The sequence below is a fragment of the Micromonospora sp. NPDC000121 genome (assembly GCF_042899165.1).
Taxonomy (GTDB): domain Bacteria; phylum Actinomycetota; class Actinomycetes; order Mycobacteriales; family Micromonosporaceae; genus Micromonospora.
In genome coordinates, this window is sequence record NZ_JBIAZP010000008.1 from 127,609 (window position 1) to 153,547 (window position 25,939).

Genomic DNA, 25,939 nt, shown 5'->3' on the forward strand with positions numbered 1-25,939 from the left:
GGCCCGCCGGCGACCGACGTGATCCGGCCGGGCCAGCGTCGTCACCCCGGGCGGCAGCACCGGGGTCGCTGCGCCGGTATGGGACCGGGCACCGCAGTAGACTCCGCCCTCGATGGACGCCCAGCCCGCCCCCGCCGACACCCGCCCCTGCGCCCACTGCGGTCGGGAGGTGCCGCAGCGCGCCGGCGCCGGCCGGCCGTTCCGCTACTGCCGCGACAACGACGGCGCCTGCCAGCGGGCCTCACGCAACAGCCGGATGCGGCACCGCAACGCCCCCGGCCTGCCGGGCCAGGTGGCCCGCACCTGGGAGGCCGTGGACCGGCTGGAGCAGGTCGCGGAGACCCTCGCCGAGGCGCTGCACGCCGAGCTGTCCCCGGTCGGTGTGGAGCGCCAACTGGCGCAGGCCCGCGCCGACGCGGCAACCCAGGTGGCGGCGGCGCAGACCGAGCGGGACGAGGCCCGCCGCGACGCCGAGGACGCCGCCGCGGCGGCCGTCCGGGCCCGCGAGGAGGCCCGGACGGCCGCCGCGGAGCGCGACGCCGCCCGCGACGAGGCCCGCCGCGCCGCCGAGCAGGCCACGGCGGCGCGGGAGCGCGCCGACCGGGCCGAGGCGGCCCGCGACGAGGCCCGCCAGCAGGCCAGCGCCGCGGAGGCGCTGCGGACGCAGGCCGAACGCGACCGCGACGCGGCCCGCCACGAGCTGCGGGCCCTGCGCGTGGACCTGGACGACGAGCGCCGCCGGGCCGCCGAGCTGACGGGCGAGCGGGACACCGCCCGCGCCGACGCCGACCGGGCGGCCCGCGCCGCCGCCGAGGCGCTGGACCGGGCGCAGCGCCTGCACGCCGACGCCGACGCCGCCCGCGAACGGGCCGACCAGGCACGCGTGCAGGCCGAGCTGGCACGCACCGAGGCCGAGACGGCCCGGACGGCGGCCGCCGAGGCGGCGCGGGCCCGGCAGGAGGCCGAGGCGGCCCGCGCGCAGGCCGCGGCGGAGGCCGACCGCGCCCGCGCGGAGCTGGCCGCGCTCGCCGGCCGGCACGACACGCTGGGCGCGGAGTTGACCGCCGCGCGGGACGCCGCGGCCGCCGCACAGGGCCGGCTCGACGATGTGGCGGTACGGCTGCGCGCCGCCGAGACCGACCGCGACGAGGCGCACCGGCGGGCGGCCCAGCTCGCCGAGCAGGTCAGCCACCTCGCCGCCGCGCTGGCCCACCTCGGCCCCCGCGACGCGGCCCCGCCGACGACGACCTGAGCGGTCCCTACTTCGGCGGGCGGGCGGCACGACCGGCCTGCGGTGTGGCGCGACGCCCGGCTACGGGCGGTGCGACCGGTGGTGCCGGGCAGTGGCGCGACGCATGGTCCCGGTGTGGACGACGGGGTCCGGGCTGTGGGACGCCACCGACCGCGGGGCGGCGGGCACCATTCCGGCGGGACGATGATGGCCGGGTGGGAAAGACACACGAACGCATCGAGGGCCGGCTGCGCACGTTCATCGAGGAGCAGCCGCTGTTCTTCACCGCCACCGCGCCGCTGTCCGGCGACGGCACCATCAACCTGTCCCCCAAGGGTCTGCGCGGCTCCTGGGCGGTGCTCGACGCGCACACCGTGGCGTACCTGGACTTCGCCGGCTCCAACGCCGAAACTGTCGCGCACCTGCGGGAGAACGGCCGCATCACGCTGATGTGGTGCGCCTTCCAGGGGCCGCCGAACATCGTGCGGGTGCACGGGCGGGGCGAGCCGGTGTTCCGCGACGACTCCCGCTGGGCCGAGCTGATCAGCCATTTCCCGGACATCGACACCAGCGTCCACGGCCTGCGGGCGATCATCGTGGTACGCGCCGAACTGATCCGCGACACCTGCGGCTACGCGGTGCCCTTCATGACCTACGACGCCGACCGGGACCTGCACGGCAAGCGGTTCGCCCGGGAGGACGACGCCTCGCTGAGCAACTACTTCGCCGGCAAGGAGCACATCGCCCGCAGCATCGACGGGCTGCCCGGCCTGCCGCTGCCGCTGCCGCCGACCCCGGCCGCCTGACCCGAAGTCGGCGCACGCCGGGTGCCTGCCGCGCCGGGGCCGGTCCGCCCCGGCGGTGCGGCGGCGTCCGGGCGGGCCGGCGGACCGCAGTGCCGCCGACCCGGCTTGGTGTGCCGCGACGCCGGCGGTCGGCGCCTACCGCGGCGGCCCGGGCGCGCGCCCGACCGCCCGGGTCAGTGGATGCCGGCCATCAGGCCCCGGATCTGCCGGGCGAACATCACCGCGCCGAGCCCCAGGGCCGCCGAGGCCAGGCCGAAGGTGAGGAAGTACGTCGGCTCGGGCCAGGTGTCGGCGAGCCGGGCCACCTGCCCACCGATCGCGTCGCCGACGGCGGTGGCGAGGAACCACAGCCCCATCATCTGGCTGGCGTACTTCACCGGCGCCAGCTTGGTGGTGGCGGACAGGCCGACAGGGCTCAGCGACAGCTCGCCGGCGACCTGGATGGCGTACACGGCCACGAGCCACCACGGCGAGACCAGGTCTCCGCCGACGGCGGCCTGGGCGGCGGCGGCCATCAGCACGAACGACAGACCGTTGAGCACCAGACCCACGGCGAACTTCACCGGGGTGGACACCCGGTGGCCCAGCCGCAGCCAGAGCAGCGCGAACAGCGGCGCCCCGATGATGATCAGGATCGGGTTGACCGACTGGAGCCACGACGCGGGGAAGGTGAACCCGGCGACGTCCCGGTCGGTGTTGTCGGCGGCGAAGATGTTCAGCACCGACCCGGCCTGGTCGTAGATCAGCCAGAACGCGGCGGCGAAGACGAACAACCACACGTACGCCTTCATCCGGCTGCGTTCGGTGGCGCTCAACTCCCGGTCCATCATGATCCGCGCGAAGTACCCGACGGTGATCAGTACGGTGACGGCGGCGAGCAGGTTGACCGCCGTGTCGACGGTGAACGCCCCGGCCACGGCGAGGACGACGACCGCGAGCACGACCAGGGCGGTGACCCCGCCGAGGCGCGTCAGGGCACGGCGGCGGTCGGCGCCGAGCAGCGGGTCGGCGGGGCGTGCGCCCGCGTCGCCGAGGTTGCGCCGGCCCAGCACGTACTGCACCACACCGAGGGTCATGCCGACCGCGGCGGCCCCGAAGCCCAGATGCCAGTTGACCTTCTCGCCGAGGAAGCCGGTGACCAGCGGGGCGGCGAACCCGCCGAGGTTGATGCCCATGTAGAAGATCGAGAAGCCGGCGTCGCGGCGTGGGGAGTCCCGGTCGTAGAGGTCGCCGACCATCGTCGAGATGTTGGGCTTGAGCAGGCCCGTGCCGACGACGATCAGCGCCATGCCCGCGAAGACGCTCCACCGCGTCGGGATCGCCATCACGTAGTGCCCGGCGGCGATGACCACCCCGCCCCACAGGACGCTGCGGCGGGCGCCGATGAGCCGGTCGGCGACCCAGCCGCCCGGCAGCGCCATCAGGTAGACCATCGCGTTGTAGGTGCCGTAGACGGCGCTGGCGCTGGCCTCGCTCATCGCCTGCCCGTCGTCGGCCACGGACGCGGTCAGGTACAGCACCAGGATCGCGCGCATGCCGTAGAAGCTGAACCGTTCCCACATCTCGGTGAGGAAGAGGGTGGACAGGGCCCGCGGATGCCCGAAGAACGTCCGCCCGGAGGGCGGACGGGACTGCACCGGCGCGTCACCCACCATCGCAACCTCCGCTCCACTCGGGCGGTTAACATCCCCGTTGGCAGCGGAAACACTCCACCCAACCGACCCGGCCGGGGACGACCCCGCCGGGCGGCTGGCATGGCCGGCTACCCTAGTTCAGGCTCGCCCTGCGGCGCGACAGCGTCCGGGGCGGGAATGGCCCGGCGGGAACGGACCGTTACACCGAGAAGACCAGCACCACGAACGAGGGGAAGTCGATCATGGGCGAGCGTATGCTGCGCGGAAGCCGTCTGGGCGCGGTCAGCTACGAATCCGACCGCAACACGGAGCTCGCGCCGCGTCAGACCCGCGAGTACCTCTGCGCCAAGGGTCACCAGTTCGAGGTGCCGTTCGCCGTCGACGCCGAGGTCCCCACGACCTGGGAGTGCAAGTTCGACGGCAGCGTCGCCCGGCTGGTCGACGGCAGCGAGCCGGAGCAGAAGAAGGCCAAGCCGCCGCGTACCCACTGGGACATGCTGCTGGAGCGGCGCTCCATCGCCGAGCTGGAGGACATCCTCGCCGAGCGGCTGCAGGAGGTTCGCACCCGCCGCGGCCGCGCCTGACCCGCACCGCACACGCCACGGCGCCCCGGGAGCCACGCTCCCGGGGCGCCGTGGTGTCCGGACCCGTTTCCTGCCGTCCATGTCGGTGCCGGCCGTTCTGGCCGCCCTGTCCGCGCCGGGCCGTTCCCGTCCGTTTGGGCCGTCCGTGTCCGCGCCGGCCCGGTCCGTGCCGGCCTGGGTCTGGTGCGGCCGTCGTGTCCGGCCTCGGATCCGGCCGTCGGGTCCGGGTCAGTCCGGTGTCCGGATCAGCTCCGGCCGGGCTCGACGATCTCGCCCTCGATGGCCCGGCCCCCGTCGACCACGGTCGGCGGCTCGCCGGTGGGGTGCGGCGCGGCCTGCGGGGCGCCCCGGCGCACCCGCACCCGGCGGGGCCCGAACAGGTCACCGGCGACCATCGACGACACGCGGCGCTCCGCGGCACGCTGCACCCCGCCGCGGGCCAGCCGACGCACCGGCGGCACCAGCAGCAACAGCCCCACCACACCACTGACGAGGCCGGGGATCGCCAGCAGCAGCGCGCCGACCAGCCCGACGAGACCGTCGGTGACCTGCCGCCCCGGCGGCTGGCCGGCCTGCGCGGAGACCCGGAAGCCGCGCCAGGCGCGCATGCCCTCCCGGCGCAGCAGCACCAGCCCGAGCAGCGACACCGCGAACACCGCCAGCAGCGCCGAGCCGAACCCGATCGCCCGACCCACCAGGACGAACACCGCCAGCTCCAGCAGCACCGCCAGCAACAGGCCCAGCGGCACGTACCTCAGTCCTCGGCGCATCTCACCCCATCCGCGGCGCCCGCGGCGCGGACGGTCCGCGCAGGCGCTCCGTCCAGCATGACACGGCCACGCTCAGGGCCACCGCACCTGACCGGTGGGGGTGCCGTGCAGTCCCCGGCGCACCGCCAGCCGCCGGTCCTGCACACCCCACGCGGTGATCCGCCACAACGCCTCCGCCACGATCTGCGGGCTCATCTTGCTGCTGCCGCGTTCCCGCTCGGCGAACGTGATCGGCACCTCGACGATGCGCGCCCCGGCCCGGTGCGCCAGCCGGGACAGCTCCACCTGAAACGAGTAGCCCTGCGAACACACCGACCCCAGGTCGATCTCGTCCAGGGCGGACAGTCGGTACACCCGGTAGCCGCCGGTGGCGTCGGACACCGGCATGCCCAGCGCCAGCCGCGCGTACAGGTTGCCGCAGCGCGACAGCAGCAGCCGCCGCAGCGGCCAGTTCACCACCCGCGCGCCGCTGGTCCACCGCGAGCCGATCACCACGTCGGCGTCGCGGGCGGCGGCCAGCAGCGTGGGCAGTTCCTCGGGGGCGTGCGAGCCGTCGGCGTCCATCTCCACCACCGCGTCGAAGCCACGCTCGCGGGCCCACGCGAACCCCGCCAGGTACGCCGCGCCGAGGCCCTGCTTGCCCTCGCGGTGCAGCACGTGCACGTGCGGGTCGGCGGCGGCCAGGGCGTCGGCGACCGCGCCGGTGCCGTCGGGACTGTTGTCGTCGGCGACGAGGATCTCCACGGCCGGGGCGGCGCGGCGCACACGCGCCACGATCGGCGCCACGTTGTCGGCCTCGTCGTAGGTCGGGATCACCACGAGCACCCGACCCAGCCCGGGGTAGCCGGCGCGTGGCCGGCGGGTGTCGGTCGTCTCGCCCACCGTCGCTTCCCCCTCCGCCGGATTGCCGGCCGGTGTCATCCGGCGCGGTGCCGGCGGCGCAGCACGGCCGCGCCGACCAGGGCCGCCACCGCCAGGGTGGCCAGCGCCGCCTCCGGCCACAGGCCGACCCGGGTGGCCAGGGTGCGCCCGTCGTCCAGCCGCAGCTGCCGCACCACGACCGCGCGGGTGTTGAACCCGGTGGCGTCGCTTACCCGCCCGTCGGGGGCAACGAACCCGGACACTCCGACCGTGGACGCCATCAACGCCGGCCGGCCGTGCTCGACGGCCCGCAGCCGCACCATCGCCAACTGCTGCCGCGCCTCCGCCACGTCGAAGGTGGCGTTGTTGGTCTGCACCACCAGCAGCTGCGCCCCGCCGGTGACGGTGTCACGGACCACCTCGTCGTAGGCGACCTCGAAGCAGATCACGTCACCGAGGACGGCCGCGCCGGCGCGCAGCACGCCCGGCTCGGTGCCGGCCACGAAGTCGGCCCGCACCCGGTCCACCTGCTTGCTGACCATCCGGGCGACCTCACGCATCGGCACGTACTCGGCGAACGGCACCGGGTGCCGCTTGACGTACACCTGCCCCAGGTCGGGGCCGCTGCCGGGCCGCCAGAGGATGCCGGCGTTGCGGACCTCGCCGTCGCCGGGGCCGCGCAGCACCGCGCCGACCAGGATCGGTGCGCCGATCGCGTCGGCGGCCCGGGAGATCTGGGCGCCGGCGTCGGCGTCGCGCAGCGGGTCGATGTCGCTGGCGTTCTCCGGCCACACCACCAGGTCGGGGCGGCGCTGGGCGCCGGCGGCGACCTGCTCGGCCAACTCGACGGTGGCGTCGACGTGGTTGCCGAGCACCGCCTTGCGTTGGGCGTTGAAGTCCAGCCCCAGCCGGGGCACGTTGCCCTGCACGATGGCCACGGTGACAGGGTCGCCGCCACCGGCGGCGGCCACCGGCACCAGCAGCCCGGCGACGGGCACCGCGACCGCGCCGGCGGTCAGCCCGGCGAGCGGCACCCACCAACGCCGCCGCCCGCCCCACGGCCGCCACAGCGCCGCGGCGAGCAGCCCGCCGGTCAGCGCCACCGCGAACGTCACCAGCGGCGCGCCGCCCAACGCGGCCAGCCGCAGCAGCGGCGAGTCCTCCTGGCTGAACGCCAGCCGCCCCCACGGGAACCCGCCGAACGGGGTGCGGTCGCGCAGCGCCTCCTGCCCCACCCACAACACGCCGGTCAGCGCCGGCCAGGCCCACCGCAGCCGGTCGACCAGCGGGGACGCGTACGCGCCCGCCGCGCCCAGCAACGCCAGGTAGCCGGCCTGCAACAGCGACAGCAGCGTCCACGGCAGGTAGCCGGTGTGCAGGTTCGTCCAGCTCAGCAGCGGCGCGAACAGCGCCACCCCGGTCAGGAAACCCAACCCGGCGCCGGCCCGGACACGGCGACGGTGCGTCGCCGCGGCCAGCAACGCCACGCCGACCGGCGCGAGCGGCCACAGCCCGTACGGGGGGAACGCCGCCAGCAACGCCAGCCCGGCGGCCACCGCCATCGGCGCGGCCACCCGCAGCGGCAGCGCCCGCGGCGCCACGTCGGGCACGCGCGGGACGTCGGCGCGCGGCTGGCTGCTGTCCACGGTCGTCACGGGCACCTCACCTCGATCACAGAGCGGAAGGCTACCCGGCGGCCGGCGCGGCACCGGCGTCGCCGGTGGTCACCGGGCGGGCGAAACAGCCGAGGAACCGCTCGGCGACCCGCCGCTCGCCGGTGACGCGCAGCGCGCCGCGACGTTCCGCCTCGTCGCGGGGCCGGTAGCCGAACACCACCTCCAGCAGGGTGCGCGGGTCGGTGTCGACCACGGCGGCGCAGCGCTCGCCGCCGCCCCGGCTGATCCGCAGCCCGACCGGATCGGCCTCGGCGACGAACCGGTCGGCGCCCAACCGCAGCGCCACCGGCGCCGCCGGCGCGCCGGCGGGGCCCGGGTCGTACGTGGTGCGCAGCGCGAGCATCAGGGCGTCGACGCTCAACTGGCCGGTGGCGGGCAGCGGCTGCCGGCTGCCCCACCGACCCAGCGCCAGCAGACTCTCCTCCAGCTCCCGGCCGCGCGGGGTGAGTTCGTACACGCGGGCGCTCGCCGGGGGGCCCAGGGTGCGGCGGGTCACCACGCCGGCCCGCTCCAGCTCGCGCAGCCGCGCGGACAGCACGTTCTGGCTGATGGTCGGCAGGCCACGGCTGAGGTCGGAGAAGCGTTTCGGCCCGAGCAGCAACTCCCGGACGACCAGCAGCGCCCAGCGTTCGCCGACCACGGCCAGCGCGCGGGCCAGCCCGCACAGATCGTCGTAGGAACGCATCCGCCCAGCGTAGCCAAAATGCTTGCTCGGGCGAAGCGAGCACTCCTAATATAGGAGCGAGCCGTTCGAGGGAGGCGCCATGACCGCGACCACCGCCCTGCCGCAGGGCGACGTACGACTGCTCGACCATCCGGTGGCGCGGCGACTGCTGGCCTCCACGGAACTGGCCCGCGTCGCCTACGTCGCACCCGACGACACGCCCCGGGTGCTGCCGATGCTGTTCCACTTCACCGGCGACGAGCTGGTCTGCTGCACCTTCGCCGGCGCCCGGAAGATCACCCACCTGCGGGCCCGCCCGCACGTGGCGGTCACCATCGACACCGCCGACACACCGCCGCAGGTGCTGCTGCTGCGCGGCCCGGTCACCGTCACCGACGTCGACGGCCTCGCACCCGAGTACCTCGCCGCCCACCGCCGCTACGGCGGGCAGGAGCAGGTCGACGCCGTGCTGGCCGAGACCGACGGCCAACCGGTGCGGATGGCCCGCATCGGGCTGCGCCCCGCCTGGGTGGGCGTACTCGACTTCACCACCCGCTTCCCCGGCGGCGGCACCGCCGAGGACTTCGCCGCCCGGGGCCGGTCGTGACCTACGTGCTGATCCCCGGCGCCGGCGGCAGCGCCAACTACTGGCACCTGCTCGTCGACGAGCTGCGCCGCCGCGGCCGCGACGCGGTCGCCGTGGACCTGCCCGCCGCCGACGACACCGCCGCCCTGCCCGAGTACGCCGCCACCGTCCGCACCGCGATCGGCGACCGGGAACGGGTGGTGCTCGTCGCGCAGTCCCTCGGCGCGTTCACCGCCCCGCTCGTCGCCGACGACCCGCGGGTGACGATGGTCGTCCTGGTCAACCCGATGATCCCCGCCCCCGGCGAGACCGCCGGGCAGTGGTGGGAGGCCACCGGCCACGCCCAGGCCCGCGCCGACCACGCCGTCGCGCAGGGCCGCACCCCCACCGACCACGTCGACCTGGCGGTGGACTTCTTCCACGACGTCCCCGACCCGGTGGTGGCCCGCCTCACCGCCGCCGACGCGCCCGACGAGTCGCCGGCGGTGTTCACCCGACCCAACCCGCTGCGCCGCTGGCCCGACGTGCCCACCCGGGTGGTCACCGGCCGCGACGACCGGTTCTTCCCCGCCGACTTCCAGCGCCGCCTGGCCCGCGAACGCCTCGGCGTCGACGTCGACGTGCTGCCCGGCGGGCACCTCATCGCGCTGAGCCAGCCGCGACGCCTCGCCGACCAACTCGACGCCTACCGCACCCAGGACCATCCCGCCGACCGCTGAGACGACAGGCGGGACCGGGCCGGCAGCACACAAACCGCCCACGGAACAAAGCCCGGCCGGGAAAAATGCGACCGCCCGTGACGGAGACCTCGGCCGGAAAACGAAAATCGGGGCGCGGCTTGCGCCGCGCCCCGATGCTCCCAGGCCCTTCCCGGCCGGTGGGGCGAGAACGAGCTACGCCGACCTTCGGACCGACCCGACGCGGACTGGCTGCCCCCGCCTGGCCGTTGTCTACTGGCCGTGCACCTCACCCTGCCCGTACACCGGTAACCGCGGCCGGTTCGCGCCGCCCCGCCGACCCCCGCCCGCTGGACCTGGCCGCCGCGACGCACTGCACATGTCGCTCGGCCAGCGGACGAAGGGACGAAGCGAACAACAGCCGCTTCCCGTAGTAGGACTCAAAGACGGTACGGCGTGGACCCCCGCCGCTGTCAACCCACCCCGGCCTGTCGTGTGTTGCACCACGGCGTGTCGCGTCGGCGAGTCTCAATCCGTTGCCAGGTGGCGACGCAGCAGCGCCCCCGCCGCCACCGGATGCTCGGCGGCGAGCAACCCACCGGCGGCCAGCACGTAGTCGACGTCCACGACCGGGCGGGCCGCACGCGGCAGCGGCCACCCGCCCGCGTGGTCGGTCAACACCGCCCCCAGAACACCCGCCGCGTCGGCCGGCGCGGCATGCCGCAACACCCCGCCCGAGCCGACGAGCAGCCGCACGTCCCGCAGGTCCCGCCCGGCCCGCTCACCGGTCGCCGCGCCCCGCGCGTGCCGCCGCAACGCCACCGTCGCCGCCAGGGCCGCGATCCGGGCGTCCACCGCCCGATCGGCGTCCCCGACGGGCAGGAACCCCGGATCGTCGGCGCGCACCGCCACCGCGGCGGCCAGCGCGTCCCGCTCGACGTCGCTGAGCAGCCGCTCCTCGACGGCGGCCCGCACCACCCCCGGCGCGCTCCACCGCATGCCCAGATCGCCCTCCACGGTCCGGGCCCGCCACAGCGAACCCGCCACCTCCCGACCCGGCCCCGAAGCCCGCTCGTCGGGCGTCAACACCGAGTACACGTCGGTGGTGGCGCCACCGACGTCCACCACCACCAGGTCCCCACCCAGGGCGTCGGCGAGCACCTCCACACCGGTCAGCACCGCGTCGGGCGTGGCCGCCCGCACCAACCGCGCGAACCGCGTCCCCCGCGACAACCGCTTCCCGCCGATGACGTGCCGCAGGAACACCTCCCGGATCGCCGACCGCGCCGACCCGGGCGCCAGGACCCCGATGCGGGGCAGCACGTTGTCGGCCACCGTCACCGGCACCCCCGCCGCCACCAGCAGGCCGTGCAGGTCGTCACGCACGTCGACGTTGCCCGCGAGGACCACCGGCACCCGCCACCGCGCCCTCGCCAGCCGCGTCGCGTTGTGCGTCAACGTCTCGGCGTCACCGCCGTCGGTGCCACCCACCAGCAGCACCACGTCCGGGCGGGCCGCCCGCAACGCCGCCAACTCCGCCGCCCCGAGGCGCCCCGCCGCCACGTGCACCACATTCGCGCCCGCCGACAGACCCACCCGCCGGCCCGCCTGCGCGGTCACCAGATGCTCGTAGCCCACCACCGCCAACCGCAGCCCACCACCGGCCGACGAGCACACGTACCACGGCACGTCACCCACCGGCAGGCCGGCCGTGGCCGCGCCGACCGCGGCGTCCAGACCGTGCAGCACGTCCGTGCCCACCGTCGTCGGCGCCGCCGCCGCCGCGACCAACGCACCGCCGTCGAGGTCCACCACCGCCACCTTCGTGTACGTGGACCCCACGTCGGCGCAGACCGCGTACCTCACGCCGCCGGCGGGACGACCACCGTGCCGGTCGCGGTGACCGCCACGATCGGCTCGCCGAGAACCTCCGCCGCCGACTCACCCCGATCCGGGCGCCCCCGGCACACCACCCGCGCCACGAAGTCGATCGTGCGGCTGCGGGTGCCCACCCGGGTCACCGTCGCCGTCACCTCCAACACGTCCCCCGCCCGCATGGCACTGCGGAACTGCACGTCCGAATACGACGCGAACAACCCCTCGTCGCCGTCCGTGCGGATGCACACCTCCGTCGCCACGTCCCCGAACAACCCCAACGCGTACGCCCCGTCCACCAGGTTGCCCGCGTAGTGCGCGTGCGAGTACGGCACGTACCGCCGGTGGGTGACCGTCAGACCGACCCGGGAATCACTCATGCCTTCGCCTTCTTCTCCGTGATCAACGCGTGCACCAGGTAGCTCGCCACCTCGCCCGGCGTGGTGCCCCGACCGAAGATCCGATCCACACCCAACTCGCCGGCCATCGTCTCGTCGAACCGCGGCCCACCCACGATCAGCAGCGGCCGACGCCCCGCCGGCATCGCCTCCCGGAACGCCGCCGACATCTCCCGCGTGTTGTGCAGGTGCGCGTCGCGCTGCGTCACCACCTGCGACACCAGCACCGCGTCGGCCTTCTCCGCCCGGGCCGCCTCCACCAACTCCGGCACACTCACCTGCGCACCCAGGTTGGTGACCTTCAACTCCCGGTAGTACTCCAGGCCCTTCTCCCCCGCGATGCCCTTCACGTTGAGGATCGCGTCGATGCCGACGGTGTGCGCGTCCGTGCCGATACACGCCCCCACCACCGACAACTTGCGCCGCAACCGCTGCTTCACCACCGCGTTGACCTCCTTGGCGCTCAGCAGCGGGAAGTCACGCTCCACCACCTGCACCGCCGACAGGTCCACCAGATGGTTCACCCGCCCGTACACCACGAAGAAGGTGAAACCGTCACTCATCGGCTTGGCGTGCACCAGCATCGCCGGATCGATGCCCATCTTGTTGGCCAACTGCACCGCCGCACCCTCGGCCCGCTTGTCGTGCGGCACCGGCAACGTGAACGACACCTGCACCATGCCGTCGCCCGTGGTGTCCCCGTACGGCCGCACGATCTTCTTCTCGGCGGCCCCGCCGCCCGGCGCCGCCGCGCCGACCTCGACGGCGCTCACGCCGCATCCCCTTCCAGGATCTCCGTGGCCGGGTTGAAGTAGTCGGCCTCGTGCGCGGCCACCCCCACCAGACCCTTGCCCCGGTCCGCCGGCCGCTTCATGATCCCGAACGTGCCCTCGGCGATCGCCGTCAACAACGACTGCTCCCCGATGCGCTCCAGCAGATCCACCGCCTCACCGAGCACCCGGTTGGCCCGCTGCTGGATGAACCCGCCCGGCGCCGGCACGAAATCCTCGTGCAACCCGCCGGCCGCACCCAGCACGTACCGCACGTTCTGCAACGCGATGTCCCGGTCCGACAACCACGGCGTCACCACCGCCTCGGTCATCATCCCCACCAGCAGGATCCCCTGACCCGTCATCGTGCCCACCAGGTTGAAGAACCCGTCCAGCAGGTTCCCCCGGAACACGTCGCCGGTCATGTGCTTCGTCGGCGGCATCCACTTCAGCGGCGCGTCCGGGAACAACTCCCGCGCCAGCAGCGCGTGCGCCAACTCCAACCGGAACGACTCCGGCACATCCGGGTTGATCTCGAACGCGTGCCCCAGGCCCAACTGCCAGTCCTCAAGCCCCGCCTCGTGCGCGAAGAACTCGTTCAGCAACTGCGACACCGTCACCGTGTGCGCCTCGTCCACCGCGTCCGCGGTGGTCAGGTAGTTGTCCTCACCGGTGTTGATGATGATCCCCGCCCGCGCGTGCACCTGCCGCGAGAACCGCTGGTCCACGAACGTGCGGATCGGATTGATGTCGCGGAACAGAATCCCGTACATCGAATCGTTCAACATCATGTCGAGCCGTTCCAGGCCCGCCAGCGTCGCCATCTCCGGCATGCACAACCCCGACGCGTAGTTCGTCAGCCGCACGTACCGGCCCAACTCCCGCGACGACTCGTCCAACGCCGCCCGCATCAACCGGAAGTTCTCCTGCGTCGCGTACGTGCCGGCGAACCCCTCCCGCGTCGCGCCCTCCGGCACGTAGTCCAGCAGCGACTGCCCCGTCGACCGAATCACCGCGATGATGTCCGCACCCGCCCGCGCCGCCGCCTGCGCCTGCGGAATGTCCTCGTAGATGTCCCCCGTCGCCACGATCAGGTAGATCCACGGCCGCTGCTTCGGATCCCCGAACCGCTTGACCAGACGCTCCCGCTCGGCACGCCGCCGGTCGATCCGCCGGATCCCGGCCGCCACCGCCTTCCGCGCCGCCTTCCGCGCCGCCGTGGCCGCCCTCCCCGACGGCACCTCGAACCGCACCGACCCCGCCGCCGCCTTCTGCGCCAGCAACGTCACGTCACCGATCTGCTCCCGCGCCAACGCGTCGAACACCGGCACCGCCACCCCGTGCCCCAACCCCACGTCCGCGACCACCGCGTCGACGAGCCGGTTCACCCACGGAATACCGTCCGGGTCGGCGCCGGTCACCCCCGCCAACCGCAACACCGCCCGCTCCACCGACACCGTCGTGTGGCTACGCGCCAGATCCACCACCGGCTGCCCCGCACGGCGCGCCAACTCCCGCGCCCGGGCCACCAACCGCGGATCCAGATCAAGCTTGCCCGTCACACCGTCACCTCACTCCGGCCGGCGACGACGCGACCCGCGCCCCCGCCGAACCGCCCGCCACGCTCGCTCACGCCGACCCTTCCTCGTAGATCACGTCACCACGCAGCACCGTGCGCCGACACACCGGCAACGGCGTCGGATCCTCCGGACCCCGCGCCTCCGGGTCCTCCGCCAACAACACCGGCAGACCCCGCTCCACCCCCGCCGGCGTCGACCACACCGCGAACGTCGCCGGCGCCCCCAACGCCAGCACACCCTCGTTGTCCAGGTGCACCGCCCGCCACCCGCCACGCGTGTGCGCCGCGAACGCCGCCCGCACACTCATCCGCTGCGTCGGATTGTGGTGCCACACCGCCGCCCGCACCGAACCCCACGGATCCAGCGGCGTCACCGGCGAATCCGACCCGAACGCCAACGCCACCCCGACGCCGTGCATCGCCCCCATCGGGTTCGACTCCAACGACCGGTCCAGACCCAACCGCGACTCGTACATCCGACCCGCGCCACCCCACAACCGGTCGAACGCCGGCTGCATGCTCGCCACGATCCCGAACTCCACGAACCCGGCGATCAGCCGCTTGTTCATGATCTCCGCGTGCTCCACCCGGTGCCGCGCCGCCCGCACCCGATCCGTGCCCAGCTTCTCCGCCGCGCCCGCGAACCCCTCCAGCACCGTCGAGATCGCCGCGTCACCGATCGCGTGGAACCCGCCCTGCATGCCGTGCGCCGCACAGTCCAACAGATGGTCCCGCACCTGCTCCGCCGAGAGATACCCGTGCCCGCAACCCCCGTCGCCGTCCAGGTAGTCGCGCGACACGTGCGCCGTACGCGACCCCAACGCCCCGTCGGCGAACAGGTCACCCCCCGCCCCGACCGCACCCAACTCCCGGGCCCGCGCCGCACCCAGCAGCTCACCCCAGTACCCGTACACCTCCGCCACGCCGTCACCCGACAACGCCAGCAGGCCCGTGAAGTCCTCCTCGTCGGAAATCTCCGGACCACCGCACTCGTGCACCGCCGCGATACCCAGCGACGCCGCGTGCGCCAACGCCGCCCGCTGCGCCGCCACCCGCTGCGCCCGCGTCACCGACTCGAACGCCGCCGCCCGCACCACATGGTGCGCGTCACGCCGCAACCAACCCGACGCGTCGAAACCCGCCGCCGACGCCGCCTCCGGACACGCCGCCAACAGCGCCGCCGACACCAACGCCGAATGGATCGACGCCTGCGACAGATACACCCGCCGGCCCCCGGCCGCCCGGTCCAGCGTCGCCGCGTCCGGCAGCTCCGGCACCGGCCAACCCGACTCGTCCCAGCCGTGCCCCAGCACCACCGCGTCCGACGGCAACCCCGCCGCGAACGCCGCCACCGCGTCCAACAGCTCCCCCGCCGACCGCACCGACGACAGGTCCAGCCCCGACAACGCCAACCCCGTGTCGGTCGCGTGCACGTGCGAATCCACGAACGCCGGCGTCACCAACGCCCCGTCCAGGTCCACCACCCGGTCGGCGGCCGGCGCGTCCGCGCCCGCCCCCAACCAGGAGATCCTGCCGTCGGTCACCAGCAGGGCCGTCGCGCTCGGATCAGCCGGACAGTGCAGCACGCCGCCGCGGTACAGAGTCGAGGGGTTCGTCATGGCAATCAGTCTGCCGCCAACCGCGACTCGAACAGCGCCCGGACCCCCGGCTCCGACCGCAACAACCCCAACGCCAGCTCCGCGTGCCCCGGCACGTAGCCGTTGCCCACCAGCATCGTCACGTCCGCCGCCAGACCCTCCGCGCCCAACGCCGCCGCCGCGAAACTCGTCGCCATCGAAAAGAAGATCACCGTGCCGCCGTCCGCGGTCGCCAGCACCGCCCCGTGCTCACAGCCCGGCACGTCCACGCAGACCACCGTCACGTCGGCCGGCGCACCCAACGCCGTCGTCACCGCCGTCGACAACGCCACCGGATCCCGCGCGTCCGCCAACGCCACCGCGTCCGCCAGACCCGCCGCCGTCAGCGCGTCCCGCTCCGCCGCCACCGGCACCACCCCGACCGTACGGCCGGCGCCCGCCCGCCGCGCCGCGGCGAGGGACAACGACCCGCTCTTGCCCGCGCCACCGATCACCGCCACCCGCACCGGCGACGGGTCCCCCGCCCGCTCCCGGTCCGCCACGTGCCGCGACACCACCCGCGACGTCAACGCCGGCGCCCCACACACGTCCAGCACCGCCAGGGACAACTGCGGATCCAGATCCGCCGGCAACACCGCCGCGATCGACCGGGCGAACAGGATCGCGTACCCGTCGCACGGCACCTGCTCGCTGCGCCCGTCCCAGCGCGCCAACCCGTCGAGGATCGTCAGCGGCGTCAGCGTCAGCGACACCAGCGTCGCCACCCGCTCCCCCGCCTTCAACCCCAACGGGGACCGCCGCCCCGCCTCCTCCACCGTGCCGATCAGCATGCCGCCGGAACCCGTCACCGGGTTCTGCATCTTCCCCCGGGTCGACACGATCTCGAGCACCTCGGCGCGGACCGCGTCGCCGTCACCGCCGTGCTTCTCCCACAGCTGCCGGAAGCTCGCCGCGTCCAGGTTCAACCGCTCCACCCGGATGCGGACCTCGTTCGCCGCGATCTCCGGGCTCGCATCCAGCCGCCACGCCGCCTGCGGCAGCACCCCCGCCGGTTCGACAACGCGGTGCAGACCCACCGGTGACGTCACGCCGACCACCCCCTGTCAAGCCGCCCGAAGCCCCGGCCAGGGCTCGCGTAGCGGGAAAACTTCCGGCAGACTAATTTCTTCACCGGATATTTTCCAGTAGCCTTCGGACCGCAGATCAACCGCACCACCCGAGGAGGGGCCGTGACCCAGACACAACCGGTGGAGACCATCCCAGCGTCCCGCCCCGCGCCGGTCGCGGTCCCCACCGCCGGACAGCCCTACGAATACCGCCGCGCGCCTCTCGTCGAACCCGACTGGACCCGCTTCCCCGGCTGGCGCCACGTCACCCGCGACCAGTGGGAGAACGCCCAGTGGCAGCGCGTCAACTGCGTCAAGAACATCAAGCAGCTGCGCACCGTCCTCGGCGACCTCGTCGACGAGACCTTCTACGCCGACCTCGAGGCCGACCAGAAGGCCCTGGCCACCATGTCCATGCTGGTGCCGCCGCAGATGCTCAACACCATGGTCCCGTTCGCCCCGATGACCACCGAGGCGTTCCTCGCCGACCCCATCCGGCGCTACATGATCCCCGTCGCCTCCGACCGGCGCACCGACTGGCCCTCCCACCCCTACGCCAGCCGCGACTCCCTGCACGAACACGACATGTGGGTCGCCGAGGGCCTCACCCACCGCTACCCCACCAAGGTCCTCGCCGAACTGCTCTCCACCTGCCCGCAGTACTGCGGCCACTGCACCCGCATGGACCTCGTCGGCAACTCCACCCCCACCGTCGACAAGCTCAAGCTCACCCTCAAGCCCGTCGACCGCTACGACGCCCACATCAGCTACCTCAAGGCCCACCCCGGCGTCCGTGACGTCGTCGTCTCCGGCGGCGACGTGGCCAACGTCCCCTGGAAGAACCTCGAGTCGTACCTGATGCGGCTGCTCGAGATCGAGACCATCCGCGACATCCGGCTCGCCACCAAGGCGCTCATGGGCCTGCCCCAGCACTGGCTCCAGCCCGACGTCGTCGAGGGCCTCGAACGCGTCGCCCGCACCGCCGCCCGCCGCGGCGTCAACCTGGCCATCCACACCCACGTCAACCACGCCCAGTCGCTCACCCCGCTGGTCGCCAGGGCCGCCCAGACCGCCCTCGACGTCGGCGTACGCGACGTCCGCAACCAGGGCGTGCTCATGCGCGGCGTCAACGCCACCGCCCCCGACCTGCTCGACCTCTGCTTCGCCCTCCAGGGCGAGGCGGGCATCCTGCCGTACTACTTCTACATGTGCGACATGATCCCCAACGCCGAGCACTGGCGGGTCCCCGTCTGGCACGCCCAGCAGCTCCAGCACGACATCATGGGCTACCTGCCCGGCTACGCCACCCCGCGCATCGTCTGCGACGTCCCCTTCGTCGGCAAGCGCTGGGTGCACATGCTCACCGAGTACGACCGCGAGCGCGGCATCTCCTACTGGACCAAGAACTACCGCACCTCCATCGAGTCCGCCGACGCCGAGGCGCTCAACAAGCGCTACGCCTACTACGACCCGATCGACACCCTGCCCGAGACCGGGCAGAAGTGGTGGGCCGACCACCGCATCGAGGACTGACCCGCCCGCACCCCGTCACCCCCGGAGCCGCACCACCGGCCCGGGGGTGACGTGTTTCCGACCCACGACGGCGCGCCTCCGCGCACCCGGTACGCCACGGAAAGCGCCGCATCCCACCCGTCCCTGGAACGCCACGGCGGCCCCCGGCAGATACGCCGGGGGCCGCCGTGGCGCACATGTCACCGGTTGAAGGCGTCCTTCACGTCGCGGCCGGCGCCTTTCGTGCGCTCACCGGCCTGCCGGGCACGCGCGTCGCTCTGCTGCATGGCGCCCTCGCCCCGCATCCGCTCGTTGTCGGTGACGTCACCGATCCGCTCCTTGGCCGCGCCGGTCAGCTGCTCGACCTTGTTCTTCGCCTTGTCGGTGAAGCTCACGTCGCCTCCCCTGCTCCTGCGCCGGGCCGGGCCCTCCGTGCCCTCGTCTGCCTGCGTGCCCGTACATGGTCGGTGGAAACGTGGGCGCGTCGTGTGGTGGGCCGCACACCCGCTAAGGTATCCTAGGACACTAGGTGAAACGGGGACGATGGGTCGTCTGGTTGACTGGGCGAATGGGAGAGATCCTGCTGATCCGCCACGGCGAGACGACCTGGAGCGCGAGCCGCCGGCACACCTCGTACACCGACCTGCCGCTCACCCCCGACGGCGAGCGCCAGGCCCACGCCCTCGGCGGGTTCCTCGCCGGCCGGCACGTCGCCGCCGTCCTCACCAGCCCCCGCGTCCGGGCGCTGCACACCGCGCAACTCGCCGGCCTCCCCGTCACCGGCACCGACGACGACCTCGCCGAGTGGCACTACGGCGACTACGAGGGCCGCACCACCGCCGACATCCACGACGACCACCCGAGCTGGAACCTGTGGTCGGACGGCTGCCCCGGCGGGGAGTCCCCCAGCGAGGTCGGCGAGCGGATCGACCGGGTGCTGGCCCGGGTCCACCCGCTGCTCGACCGGGGCACCGTGGCCCTCGTCGGGCACGCCCACAGCCTGCGGGTGCTCGGCGCCCGCTGGGTCGGGCTGCCACCCTCGGCCGGCGGGCTGCTGCGGCTGGACACCGCCACCGTCAGCGTGCTCGGCCACGAGCACGGCCGGCGGGTCATCCTGCGGTGGAACCAGCCGGTTCCCCCGTCGAGCGGGAACGCCCCCGAGCCTGGGGCTCGGCACTGATCTTCGGCGGCCGGTTCTCGTACGGCGTCGACAGCACCACCGTCGTGCGGGTGGTGACGTTCGCCGCCGTCCGGATCTCCTGGAGCACCCGCTCCAGGTCGGTCGGGCTGGCCACCCGCACCAGCAGCAGGTAGAAGTCCTCCCCCGCCACCGAGTAGCACGAGTCGATCTCCGGCAGGTGGGCCAGGCGCTCCGGGGCGTCGTCCGGCTGGGACGGGTCGAACGGCCGGATCGCCACGAACGCGGTCAGCGGCAGGTCCAGCGCCTCGAAGGAGACCCGGGCGGCGTACCCCTTGATCACGCCGCGCTGCTCCAGCCGGCGCACCCGCTGGTGCACCGCGGACACCGACAGGCCCACCTTCTCCGCCAGATCCGTGTACGACAGCCGACCGTCAGCGGTCAGCGCGGCGACGATGGCGCGGTCGATCTCCTCCACGGCGTGCAACCTACCGGGAAATCCGCCCGGCTGCGACGACGCACCCCTCACCGGCGCGACGCGGCGTACGCGCCGCGCCGGTGAGAGGGCACACCGTCAGCCCTTCGCGAGCGCCCGGGAGATGACCAGCCGCTGGATCTGGTTGGTGCCCTCGACGATCTGCAGCACCTTGGCCTCGCGCATGTAGCGCTCCACCGGGTGGTCGGTCACGTAGCCGGCTCCGCCGAGCACCTGCACCGCGTCGGTGGTGACCCGCATCGCCACGTCGGTGGCGAACAGCTTCGCCTTCGCCGCCTCGATCGAGTACGGCCGGCCGGCGTCGCGCAGCCGGGCCGCGGAGAGCATCAGCGCCCGGGCGGCGGAGATCTGGGTGGCGAGGTCGGCGAGGGTGAAGCCCAGCCCCTGGAAGTCGATGATCGCCCGGCCGAACTGCTGCCGCTCCTTCGCGTACCCCACCGCGTAGTCCAGCGCCGCCTGGGCCAGCCCCACCGCGCAGGCCGCGATGCCGAGGCGCCCCGAGTCCAGGGCGGACATGGCGATGGTGAAACCCATCCCCTCCCCGCCGATGAGCCGCTCGGCCGGCACCCGGGCGTCGTCGAAGGCGACCTGCGCCACCGGCGAGGCGTGCAGCCCCATCGTCCGCTCGGCCGCCTGCGGGACGATGCCCGGCGTGCCCCGGTCGGCCAGCAGGCAGGAGATGCCCTTCGGGCCGGGCCCGCCGGTGCGGCAGAAGATGTTGTAGAAGTCCGCGACCCGGGCATGGGTGATCCACGCCTTGGTGCCGGTGACCACGTAGGCGTCGCCGTCACGCACCGCCTTCGTGGTCAGGCTGGCCGCGTCCGAGCCGCCCTGCGGCTCCGAGAGGCAGTACGCGCCGAGCAGCTCCCCGCCGACCATGTCCGGCAGCAGCTTGCGCTGCTCGTCGGTGCCGAACTGGGCGAGCGGGTGGCAGGACAGGGTGTGCACGCTGACCGCCTCGGCGACCGCGAGCCAGCGGCTGGCCAGGATCTCCAGCACCTGGAGGTAGACCTCGTACGGCTGGGCGGCGCCGCCGTGCTCCTCGGCGTACGGCAGGCCGAGCAGGCCCGCCCGGCCGAGGGTGCGCAGCACCTCGCGGGGGAACTCGGCGCGCTCCTCGAACCCGGCCGCCTTCGGGGCCAGCTCCCGGTCGGCGAGTTCGGTGGCGAGGTCTAGCAGGTCGTGGGCCTCGTCGGTGGGGAGGATGCGGTCGACAGTCATAGCGCGATGAGCTCCGTGGGGGTGGTGTTGAGCCGTTGCACGCCGTCCGTGGCGCAGACGACGATGTCCTCGATGCGGGCGCCGTGCCGGCCCGCCAGGTAGATGCCCGGTTCGACGGAGAACGCCATCCCCGCCTCCAGCGGGCGGGCGTTGCCGGCCACCACGTACGGCTCCTCGTGGCCGTCCAGGCCGATGCCGTGGCCGGTGCGGTGCAGGAACGCCGCGCCGTGGCCGGCGGCGGCGATCGGCTCGCGTGCGGCGGCGTCGACGGCCTCGGCGGTCACCCCGGGGCGGACCGCAGCTACCGCCGCCGCCTGCGCGGCGCGCAGCACCTCGTAGTAGTCGGCGAACTCGGCCGGCGGCGGGCCGCCGGCGACGTAGGTGCGGGTGCAGTCGGAGCGGTAGCCCGAGGGCATCGTGCCGCCGATGTCCACCACCACCGGCTCGCCCGCCCCGATCGGCCGGTCGGAGGTGCCGTGGTGCGGGCTGGCGCCGTTCGGGCCGGCGGCGACGATCACGAAGTCGACGGTGACGTGGCCGGCGGTCCGGATCGCCGCGGCGATGTCGGCGGCGACCTCCGTCTCGGTGCGCCCCGGCCGCAGCCACTCCCCCATCCGCCCGTGCACCGCGTCGATCGCCGCGCCCGCCTCGGCCAGCGCCGCGACCTCCGCCGGGGACTTGCGGATGCGCAGCTCGCGTAGCACCTCGGAGGCGAGGCGCTGGGTGGCGCCGGGCAGCGCCGCGCGCAGGGCGAGGACCTGCTCGGCCCACATCCGGTCGGCCAGCCCGACCGCCGCCACCGGCCCGCCGAGGGCGGCGGTGACGAGGGGGTACGGGTCCGTGCCGTCGGCGTGGTCGACGATCCGCACGCCGGTGGCCGGGGCGGGGGACGCCTCGGCGGCCGGCCGCTCCAGGGTGGGCACGATCAGCGTCGGCGCGCCCTCGGCGGGCAGCACCAGGCAGGTCAGCCGCTCGCCGGCGTGCGCGTCGTAGCCGGTCAGGTAACGCAGGTCTGAGCCGGGGCTGAGCAGCAGCGCGTCCAGCCCGGCGGCGGCGGTGGCGCGCTGCGCGGCGGCCAGCCGCTGCGGCGGGTAGAGCTCCTCGGGTCCCACACCGGTCAGCTTAACGGTCGTTCGGGGACCGACCCAGCCCGCCCGGCCGCTGACGGGTCGACGCCGCGCTCAGCCCGACCCGTCCGGCACGATGGACAACGCGCCGGCCAGCCGCCGGGCCCGGTCGGCGTGGGTCAGCAGGTCCACGTTGTGGACGTACTGGTCGATCGCGCCGACCGGCGGCCGCCCCTGCAGGGCCGGGTCGGTGACGGCGGCGTGCAGCGCGGCGGCGACCCGGCCGGCGTCCAGGACCAGGAAGGGCCGGCGGTGGAAGGGACGCGGCCGGGCGCGCACCGGCGCGGCCAGCCCCGTGTCGTCGGTCCAGGCGGCGACGGTCTCCAGCGCCCGGACCAGCCCGTCCTCCCGGCTCGGCCAGTCGCCCGGGCCCAGCGCGTCGGCCAGGGCCGCGACCACGGGTCCGGCGCCGGGCAGTCGGCCGAAGACCGTGCCCAGCCACTTGTCGTACGGCGGCCAGCGGCGGCGCAGCAGCAGGCCGAGCCGCATCACGTCCCGGGCCAGCCCGGCGGCGACCACCCGGCTGCCGACGTCGTCGCCGACCTCGGCGCAGCGGCCGGGCAGGTGTTCCGCCTGGGCGACGCGGGTCCACCCGGCGGCGAGCACGTGCCGCCACACGTCGTCCGGGTACCACCGCAGCGCGGCCCGCGCGCCGGTGAGCGCCCCGTCGAGGCCGTCGTGGAAGACCTCGCCGCCGGTGGCCTCGGCCAGCCGCTGGGTCGGGGTGGCCAGCCAGTCCGCCGTGGTGACCCCGGCGGCCGGGTCGAAGCCGAGCCGGTCGCGCCACCAGCCACCCAACTCGTCGATCTTCACCCCGTGCCGGACGCCCGCCGGGTCGACCACGCCGAGGCGGCCGTGGCCGGTGAACCGGGTCGGCCAGCCGAGGAAGTCGGCCGGCAGGTCGGCGTCGAGCGCGGCGTGCAGCCGCGGGATCCGCCACGCGTCCGCCGCCGCCACGAAGAGCTGCGCCCGCGGCCCCCAGTCGTGGTCGGTGGAGCGCGCGGTGTCCAGCCCGAGCAGCTCCGAGCCGCCGTCGAGCAGGCCGGCCGCGTAGCGCAGGCCGGGAAAGCGCCGGCGCAGGATCGGCGCGAGCACCTCGTCGTGGAACTGTCGGCAGAGCGTCAGACCGGGAAGGAACGTCACACCGGCCAGTCTGCGCACCCGGGCACGCCCGCAGCACGGTTTCCGGCGCGCCCGGCCGGCCGCGCCGATAGCCTGGAGCCGCGAGCGCCTCGCCGACGGAGAGGACCGACAGCCGTGGCACCGAACGACCAGGACCGCGCCGCGGCGCGCCGCCGCCGGCTGCTCTGGTCCGGGATCCTCGCGGTGGCCGGCCTGGCGCTGCTGGTCGTCGGCCTGACGATCGCCGACGGCACGGCGGCCTGGATCGAGGTGGCGGTCGCGGTCGCGCTGCTGGTCGCGAGCTACGCCGTGCAGTACGTGGCCCGCCGCGAGACGCTCTACTCCGGCGACGAACGTCGCTGACCGCCGGGCCGTCCGCCCGCGCCGTACTCCCGATCGTCGGTGGGGTGTGCCAGGCTGTCGGGCGTGGCACAGCGACCCCCGATCATGCTCATCGACGCGCCCAGCCTCTACTTCCGGGCATTCTTCGGCATCCCCGAGTCCGCGGCCCGCGCCGCCGACGGCAGCCCGGTCAACGCGGTGCGCGGCTTCCTCGACATGCTGGCGACCCTGATCCGCACCCGCCGGCCGGACCGGATGGTCTGCGCCATGGACCACGACTGGCGACCCGAGTGGCGCGTCGCGCTGCTGCCGTCGTACAAGGCGCACCGGCTGGCCCCCGAGGGCGGCGAGGTGGTGCCCGACACGCTCAGCCCACAGGTGCCGCTGATCCTGGAGGTGCTCGACGCCGTCGGTATCACCCACGTCGGCGCGGGCGGCTACGAGGCCGACGACGTGCTCGGCACGCTGTCGGTGACCCAGCCGGCGCCGGTCGAGGTGGTCTCCGGCGACCGGGACCTGTTCCAGCTCGTCGACGACGCCCGGCCGGTGCGGCTGCTCTACGTCGGGCGGGGCGTGGCCAAGCTGGAGGACTGCGACGACGCCGCCGTACGGTCCCGCTACGGGGTGCCGGCCGCCCGGTACGCCGACTTCGCCGCCCTGCGGGGCGACCCGAGCGACGGGCTGCCCGGGGTGCCGGGCGTCGGCGAGAAGACGGCTGCCCGGCTCGTGGAGCGCTACGGCGACATCGCGGGCATCCTGGCCGCCCTGGACGAGCCGGGCTCCGGCTTCGCCCCCGGCCTGCGGACCAAGCTCGCCGCCGCGCGGGACTACCTGGCCGTCGCGCCGAAGGTGGTCCGGGTCGCCCTCGACGTGCCGCTGCCCGAGCTGGCCACCGCGCTGCCGGACGCCCCGGCCGACCCCGACCGGCTGCTGGAGCTGGCCGGCACGTGGAACCTGGCCGGCTCGGCGCGCCGCCTCGTCGACGCCCTCGCCCAGCGCGCGTAGCCCACGCCGGCCGGGCGGTACGCACCCGGCCGGTGGGTCGGACAGCTCGACCGGGCCCAGGCGGCGGGGCGGCCCCACGCCCGCCCGGGCAGCGGGGCCGCCCACGCCACCCGGGCGTCGCGCGGCCCCGCGACCATCGCCCCCCCGGCCGCGGTCGCGGCCGGGAGGGCGAGCGCGGTTCAGCGCGGCGGATTGTCCCGGCGGGACGGGAACGGGGTGCCCGCCCGGGCGGGCGTCGAGCGGGCCCGCAGCCCCACGGGGTCGGGCGCCGCCGTCGCGGGCGCGCCGGCCGGCTCGGCGCTGCGCCGCGCGTCCAGGTACGCCGCCGCGGCCCGGTCCTCGTCGGTGGGCGCGGCGAGCAGCGCGTAGACCAACCCGACCACCCCGAAGACCACCGCGAGGACGATCGGCACCAACAGGGTGCTGAACCCGGCACCCGTGACCTCGCCCTGCCCGGCGTGCAGGTGCACGGAGACGGCGCTCATCCCGGTGAAGTGCATGCCGTTGACCGCGACGCCCATCACCAGCGCCGAGGCGACGACCGCCAGCGCCCGGCGGGTGGTCACCGCCAGCCAGAGCGCCACCGTGGCCGCGACCACCGCGATCACGATCGACAGCACGACGCGGGTGGGGTCGTAGCCGACGCGGCCGTCGAGCCGCATCGCCGCCATGCCCGTGTAGTGCATCGCGGCGACCCCGGCGCCGGTGAACAGGCCCCCGGCCAGCAGCCGCACGGCCGACAGCCGCCCGGTGCCGACGATGGCCAGGCCGATACCGACGGCGACCACCGCGATCAGCGCGCTGGCCACGGTGATCGGCACGTCGTACCGGATCCGGGTGCCCTCCACGGCGAAGCCGAGCATCGCCATGAAGTGCATGGTCCAGATGGCGGTGCCGCCGATCGCCCAGGCCGCCAGGGTGCCCCACCAGGCGCGCTGGCCCGCGCTGCCGGCGGTGCGGATCCGGCCCGCGCAGATCAGGCCCAGGGCCGAGCCGAGCACCGAGAGCGCGTAGCTGAGCGCGGGAGTGATCCACCCGTACTCAAAGTGATTGACCTCCGCCACGGCGACCTTTCCCGAAAGAGAGTTACCGGCGCGTCGTTCGCGCCGGACGACATGATCCGGGACGTTCTCATCAGGCACAATGGCATCCCCCGGCACC

24 protein-coding genes and 2 pseudogenes are annotated in these 25,939 nt (G+C 74.4%); 9 read left to right on the forward strand and 17 right to left on the reverse strand.

The window, feature by feature from the left end; genetic code table 11:
- Positions 1-112 precede the first annotated feature (112 nt).
- Together ACFY23_RS22575 and ACFY23_RS22580 are read left to right on the forward strand one after the other, a co-directional pair.
- Positions 113-1,252 carry a hypothetical protein gene (locus ACFY23_RS22575; protein WP_350819370.1) on the forward strand — a complete coding sequence of 380 codons (1,140 nt, stop codon included), beginning with the start codon at positions 113-115 and terminating at the stop codon, positions 1,250-1,252.
- 194 nt (positions 1,253-1,446) lie between these two features.
- Complete coding sequence (locus ACFY23_RS22580; RefSeq protein WP_350686959.1) at positions 1,447-2,037, forward strand: pyridoxamine 5'-phosphate oxidase family protein; 591 nt, start codon at positions 1,447-1,449, stop codon at positions 2,035-2,037.
- Positions 2,038-2,210: 173 nt separating this feature from the next.
- On the opposite strand, the gene ACFY23_RS22585 is transcribed toward ACFY23_RS22580, so the two are convergent.
- Positions 2,211-3,692, reverse strand: coding sequence for a peptide MFS transporter (locus tag ACFY23_RS22585; protein WP_350686960.1), 1,482 nt, complete (start codon positions 3,690-3,692; stop codon positions 2,211-2,213).
- 221 nt (positions 3,693-3,913) lie between these two features.
- On the opposite strand from ACFY23_RS22585, the gene ACFY23_RS22590 reads away from it, so the two are divergent.
- Positions 3,914-4,255: an RNA polymerase-binding protein RbpA gene (locus tag ACFY23_RS22590; protein WP_046564157.1), complete on the forward strand. Its 342-nt coding sequence runs from the start codon at positions 3,914-3,916 to the stop codon at positions 4,253-4,255.
- A 245-nt stretch (positions 4,256-4,500) separates the two neighbouring features.
- On the opposite strand, the gene ACFY23_RS22595 is transcribed toward ACFY23_RS22590, so the two are convergent.
- The 4 genes and pseudogenes from ACFY23_RS22595 to ACFY23_RS22610 form a co-directional block, all read right to left on the reverse strand.
- On the reverse strand, positions 4,501-5,025 hold the full coding sequence (locus ACFY23_RS22595) for an FxsA family protein (RefSeq protein ID WP_350686961.1): 525 nt from the start codon (positions 5,023-5,025) through the stop codon (positions 4,501-4,503).
- A gap of 72 nt (positions 5,026-5,097) precedes the next feature.
- A complete protein-coding gene (locus tag ACFY23_RS22600; protein ID WP_350819369.1) occupies positions 5,098-5,907 on the reverse strand; it encodes a polyprenol monophosphomannose synthase in 810 nt (269 codons plus the stop codon).
- 9 nt (positions 5,908-5,916) lie between these two features.
- Positions 5,917-7,614 (reverse strand): annotated as a pseudogene (gene lnt, locus ACFY23_RS22605) (apolipoprotein N-acyltransferase); the annotation flags it as partial.
- A gap of 342 nt (positions 7,615-7,956) precedes the next feature.
- Positions 7,957-8,247, reverse strand: a pseudogene (locus tag ACFY23_RS22610) (winged helix-turn-helix transcriptional regulator); the annotation flags it as partial.
- Positions 8,248-8,326: 79 nt separating this feature from the next.
- Between ACFY23_RS22610 and ACFY23_RS22615 the strand changes: the two are divergent.
- Together ACFY23_RS22615 and ACFY23_RS22620 are read left to right on the forward strand one after the other, a co-directional pair.
- Positions 8,327-8,833 carry a pyridoxamine 5'-phosphate oxidase family protein gene (locus tag ACFY23_RS22615; RefSeq protein ID WP_350684649.1) on the forward strand — a complete coding sequence of 169 codons (507 nt, stop codon included), beginning with the start codon at positions 8,327-8,329 and terminating at the stop codon, positions 8,831-8,833.
- A complete protein-coding gene (locus tag ACFY23_RS22620; protein WP_350684648.1) occupies positions 8,830-9,531 on the forward strand; it encodes an alpha/beta fold hydrolase in 702 nt (233 codons plus the stop codon). Before ACFY23_RS22615 ends, ACFY23_RS22620 begins: the two co-directional genes overlap by 4 nt.
- A gap of 486 nt (positions 9,532-10,017) precedes the next feature.
- On the opposite strand, the gene ACFY23_RS22625 is transcribed toward ACFY23_RS22620, so the two are convergent.
- From ACFY23_RS22625 to ACFY23_RS22650, 6 genes are all read right to left on the reverse strand, one after another.
- On the reverse strand, positions 10,018-11,355 hold the full coding sequence (locus ACFY23_RS22625; protein WP_350684647.1) for a glutamate mutase L: 1,338 nt from the start codon (positions 11,353-11,355) through the stop codon (positions 10,018-10,020).
- Complete coding sequence (locus ACFY23_RS22630) at positions 11,352-11,744, reverse strand: hotdog domain-containing protein (RefSeq protein WP_350684646.1); 393 nt, start codon at positions 11,742-11,744, stop codon at positions 11,352-11,354. Before ACFY23_RS22630 ends, ACFY23_RS22625 begins: the two co-directional genes overlap by 4 nt.
- The gene (locus tag ACFY23_RS22635) at positions 11,741-12,535 is read right to left on the reverse strand and encodes an OAM dimerization domain-containing protein (protein WP_350684645.1); all 795 of its coding nucleotides are present in this window, start codon (positions 12,533-12,535) and stop codon (positions 11,741-11,743) included. Before ACFY23_RS22635 ends, ACFY23_RS22630 begins: the two co-directional genes overlap by 4 nt.
- On the reverse strand, positions 12,532-14,094 hold the full coding sequence (locus ACFY23_RS22640) for a lysine 5,6-aminomutase subunit alpha (protein WP_350684644.1): 1,563 nt from the start codon (positions 14,092-14,094) through the stop codon (positions 12,532-12,534). Before ACFY23_RS22640 ends, ACFY23_RS22635 begins: the two co-directional genes overlap by 4 nt.
- A gap of 67 nt (positions 14,095-14,161) precedes the next feature.
- Positions 14,162-15,730: an amidohydrolase family protein gene (locus ACFY23_RS22645; protein WP_350684643.1), complete on the reverse strand. Its 1,569-nt coding sequence runs from the start codon at positions 15,728-15,730 to the stop codon at positions 14,162-14,164.
- Positions 15,731-15,735: 5 nt separating this feature from the next.
- Positions 15,736-16,785: a zinc-binding alcohol dehydrogenase gene (locus ACFY23_RS22650; RefSeq protein ID WP_350684652.1), complete on the reverse strand. Its 1,050-nt coding sequence runs from the start codon at positions 16,783-16,785 to the stop codon at positions 15,736-15,738.
- Between the two features lie 153 nt (positions 16,786-16,938).
- Here ACFY23_RS22650 and ACFY23_RS22655 point away from each other — a divergent pair, with 153 nt between their 5' ends.
- Positions 16,939-18,348 (forward strand): lysine 2,3-aminomutase, encoded by a 1,410-nt coding sequence (locus ACFY23_RS22655; RefSeq protein ID WP_350684642.1) that lies wholly within the window; start codon positions 16,939-16,941, stop codon positions 18,346-18,348.
- A gap of 179 nt (positions 18,349-18,527) precedes the next feature.
- On the opposite strand, the gene ACFY23_RS22660 is transcribed toward ACFY23_RS22655, so the two are convergent.
- Positions 18,528-18,722: a CsbD family protein gene (locus ACFY23_RS22660; RefSeq protein ID WP_350684641.1), complete on the reverse strand. Its 195-nt coding sequence runs from the start codon at positions 18,720-18,722 to the stop codon at positions 18,528-18,530.
- Between the two features lie 173 nt (positions 18,723-18,895).
- On the opposite strand from ACFY23_RS22660, the gene ACFY23_RS22665 reads away from it, so the two are divergent.
- Positions 18,896-19,507 carry a histidine phosphatase family protein gene (locus ACFY23_RS22665; RefSeq protein WP_350684640.1) on the forward strand — a complete coding sequence of 204 codons (612 nt, stop codon included), beginning with the start codon at positions 18,896-18,898 and terminating at the stop codon, positions 19,505-19,507.
- Here ACFY23_RS22665 and ACFY23_RS22670 read toward each other — a convergent pair.
- The 4 genes from ACFY23_RS22670 to ACFY23_RS22685 all read right to left on the reverse strand — a co-directional run bounded on the left by ACFY23_RS22670 (position 19,437) and on the right by ACFY23_RS22685 (position 23,452).
- Positions 19,437-19,943, reverse strand: coding sequence for an Lrp/AsnC family transcriptional regulator (locus ACFY23_RS22670; protein WP_350684639.1), 507 nt, complete (start codon positions 19,941-19,943; stop codon positions 19,437-19,439). The two genes, ACFY23_RS22665 and ACFY23_RS22670, sit on opposite strands and share 71 nt — an antisense overlap.
- Before the next feature lie 96 nt (positions 19,944-20,039).
- Positions 20,040-21,182, reverse strand: coding sequence for an acyl-CoA dehydrogenase family protein (locus ACFY23_RS22675; RefSeq protein ID WP_350684638.1), 1,143 nt, complete (start codon positions 21,180-21,182; stop codon positions 20,040-20,042).
- Entirely contained in the window at positions 21,179-22,294 is a 1,116-nt protein-coding gene (locus ACFY23_RS22680) for a Xaa-Pro peptidase family protein (RefSeq protein WP_350684637.1), read from the reverse strand. Before ACFY23_RS22680 ends, ACFY23_RS22675 begins: the two co-directional genes overlap by 4 nt.
- Positions 22,295-22,363: 69 nt before the next feature.
- Positions 22,364-23,452 carry a DUF4037 domain-containing protein gene (locus tag ACFY23_RS22685; protein WP_350684636.1) on the reverse strand — a complete coding sequence of 363 codons (1,089 nt, stop codon included), beginning with the start codon at positions 23,450-23,452 and terminating at the stop codon, positions 22,364-22,366.
- Positions 23,453-23,566: 114 nt separating this feature from the next.
- Here ACFY23_RS22685 and ACFY23_RS22690 point away from each other — a divergent pair, with 114 nt between their 5' ends.
- Positions 23,567-23,794: a hypothetical protein gene (locus tag ACFY23_RS22690; protein ID WP_350684635.1), complete on the forward strand. Its 228-nt coding sequence runs from the start codon at positions 23,567-23,569 to the stop codon at positions 23,792-23,794.
- 84 nt (positions 23,795-23,878) lie between these two features.
- Entirely contained in the window at positions 23,879-24,778 is a 900-nt protein-coding gene (locus tag ACFY23_RS22695) for a 5'-3' exonuclease (RefSeq protein ID WP_350819374.1), read from the forward strand.
- A gap of 179 nt (positions 24,779-24,957) precedes the next feature.
- Here the strand turns inward: ACFY23_RS22695 and ACFY23_RS22700 are convergent, their stop codons facing one another.
- Positions 24,958-25,842: an MHYT domain-containing protein gene (locus ACFY23_RS22700; protein WP_350819367.1), complete on the reverse strand. Its 885-nt coding sequence runs from the start codon at positions 25,840-25,842 to the stop codon at positions 24,958-24,960.
- Between the last annotated feature and the right edge of the window lie 97 nt (positions 25,843-25,939).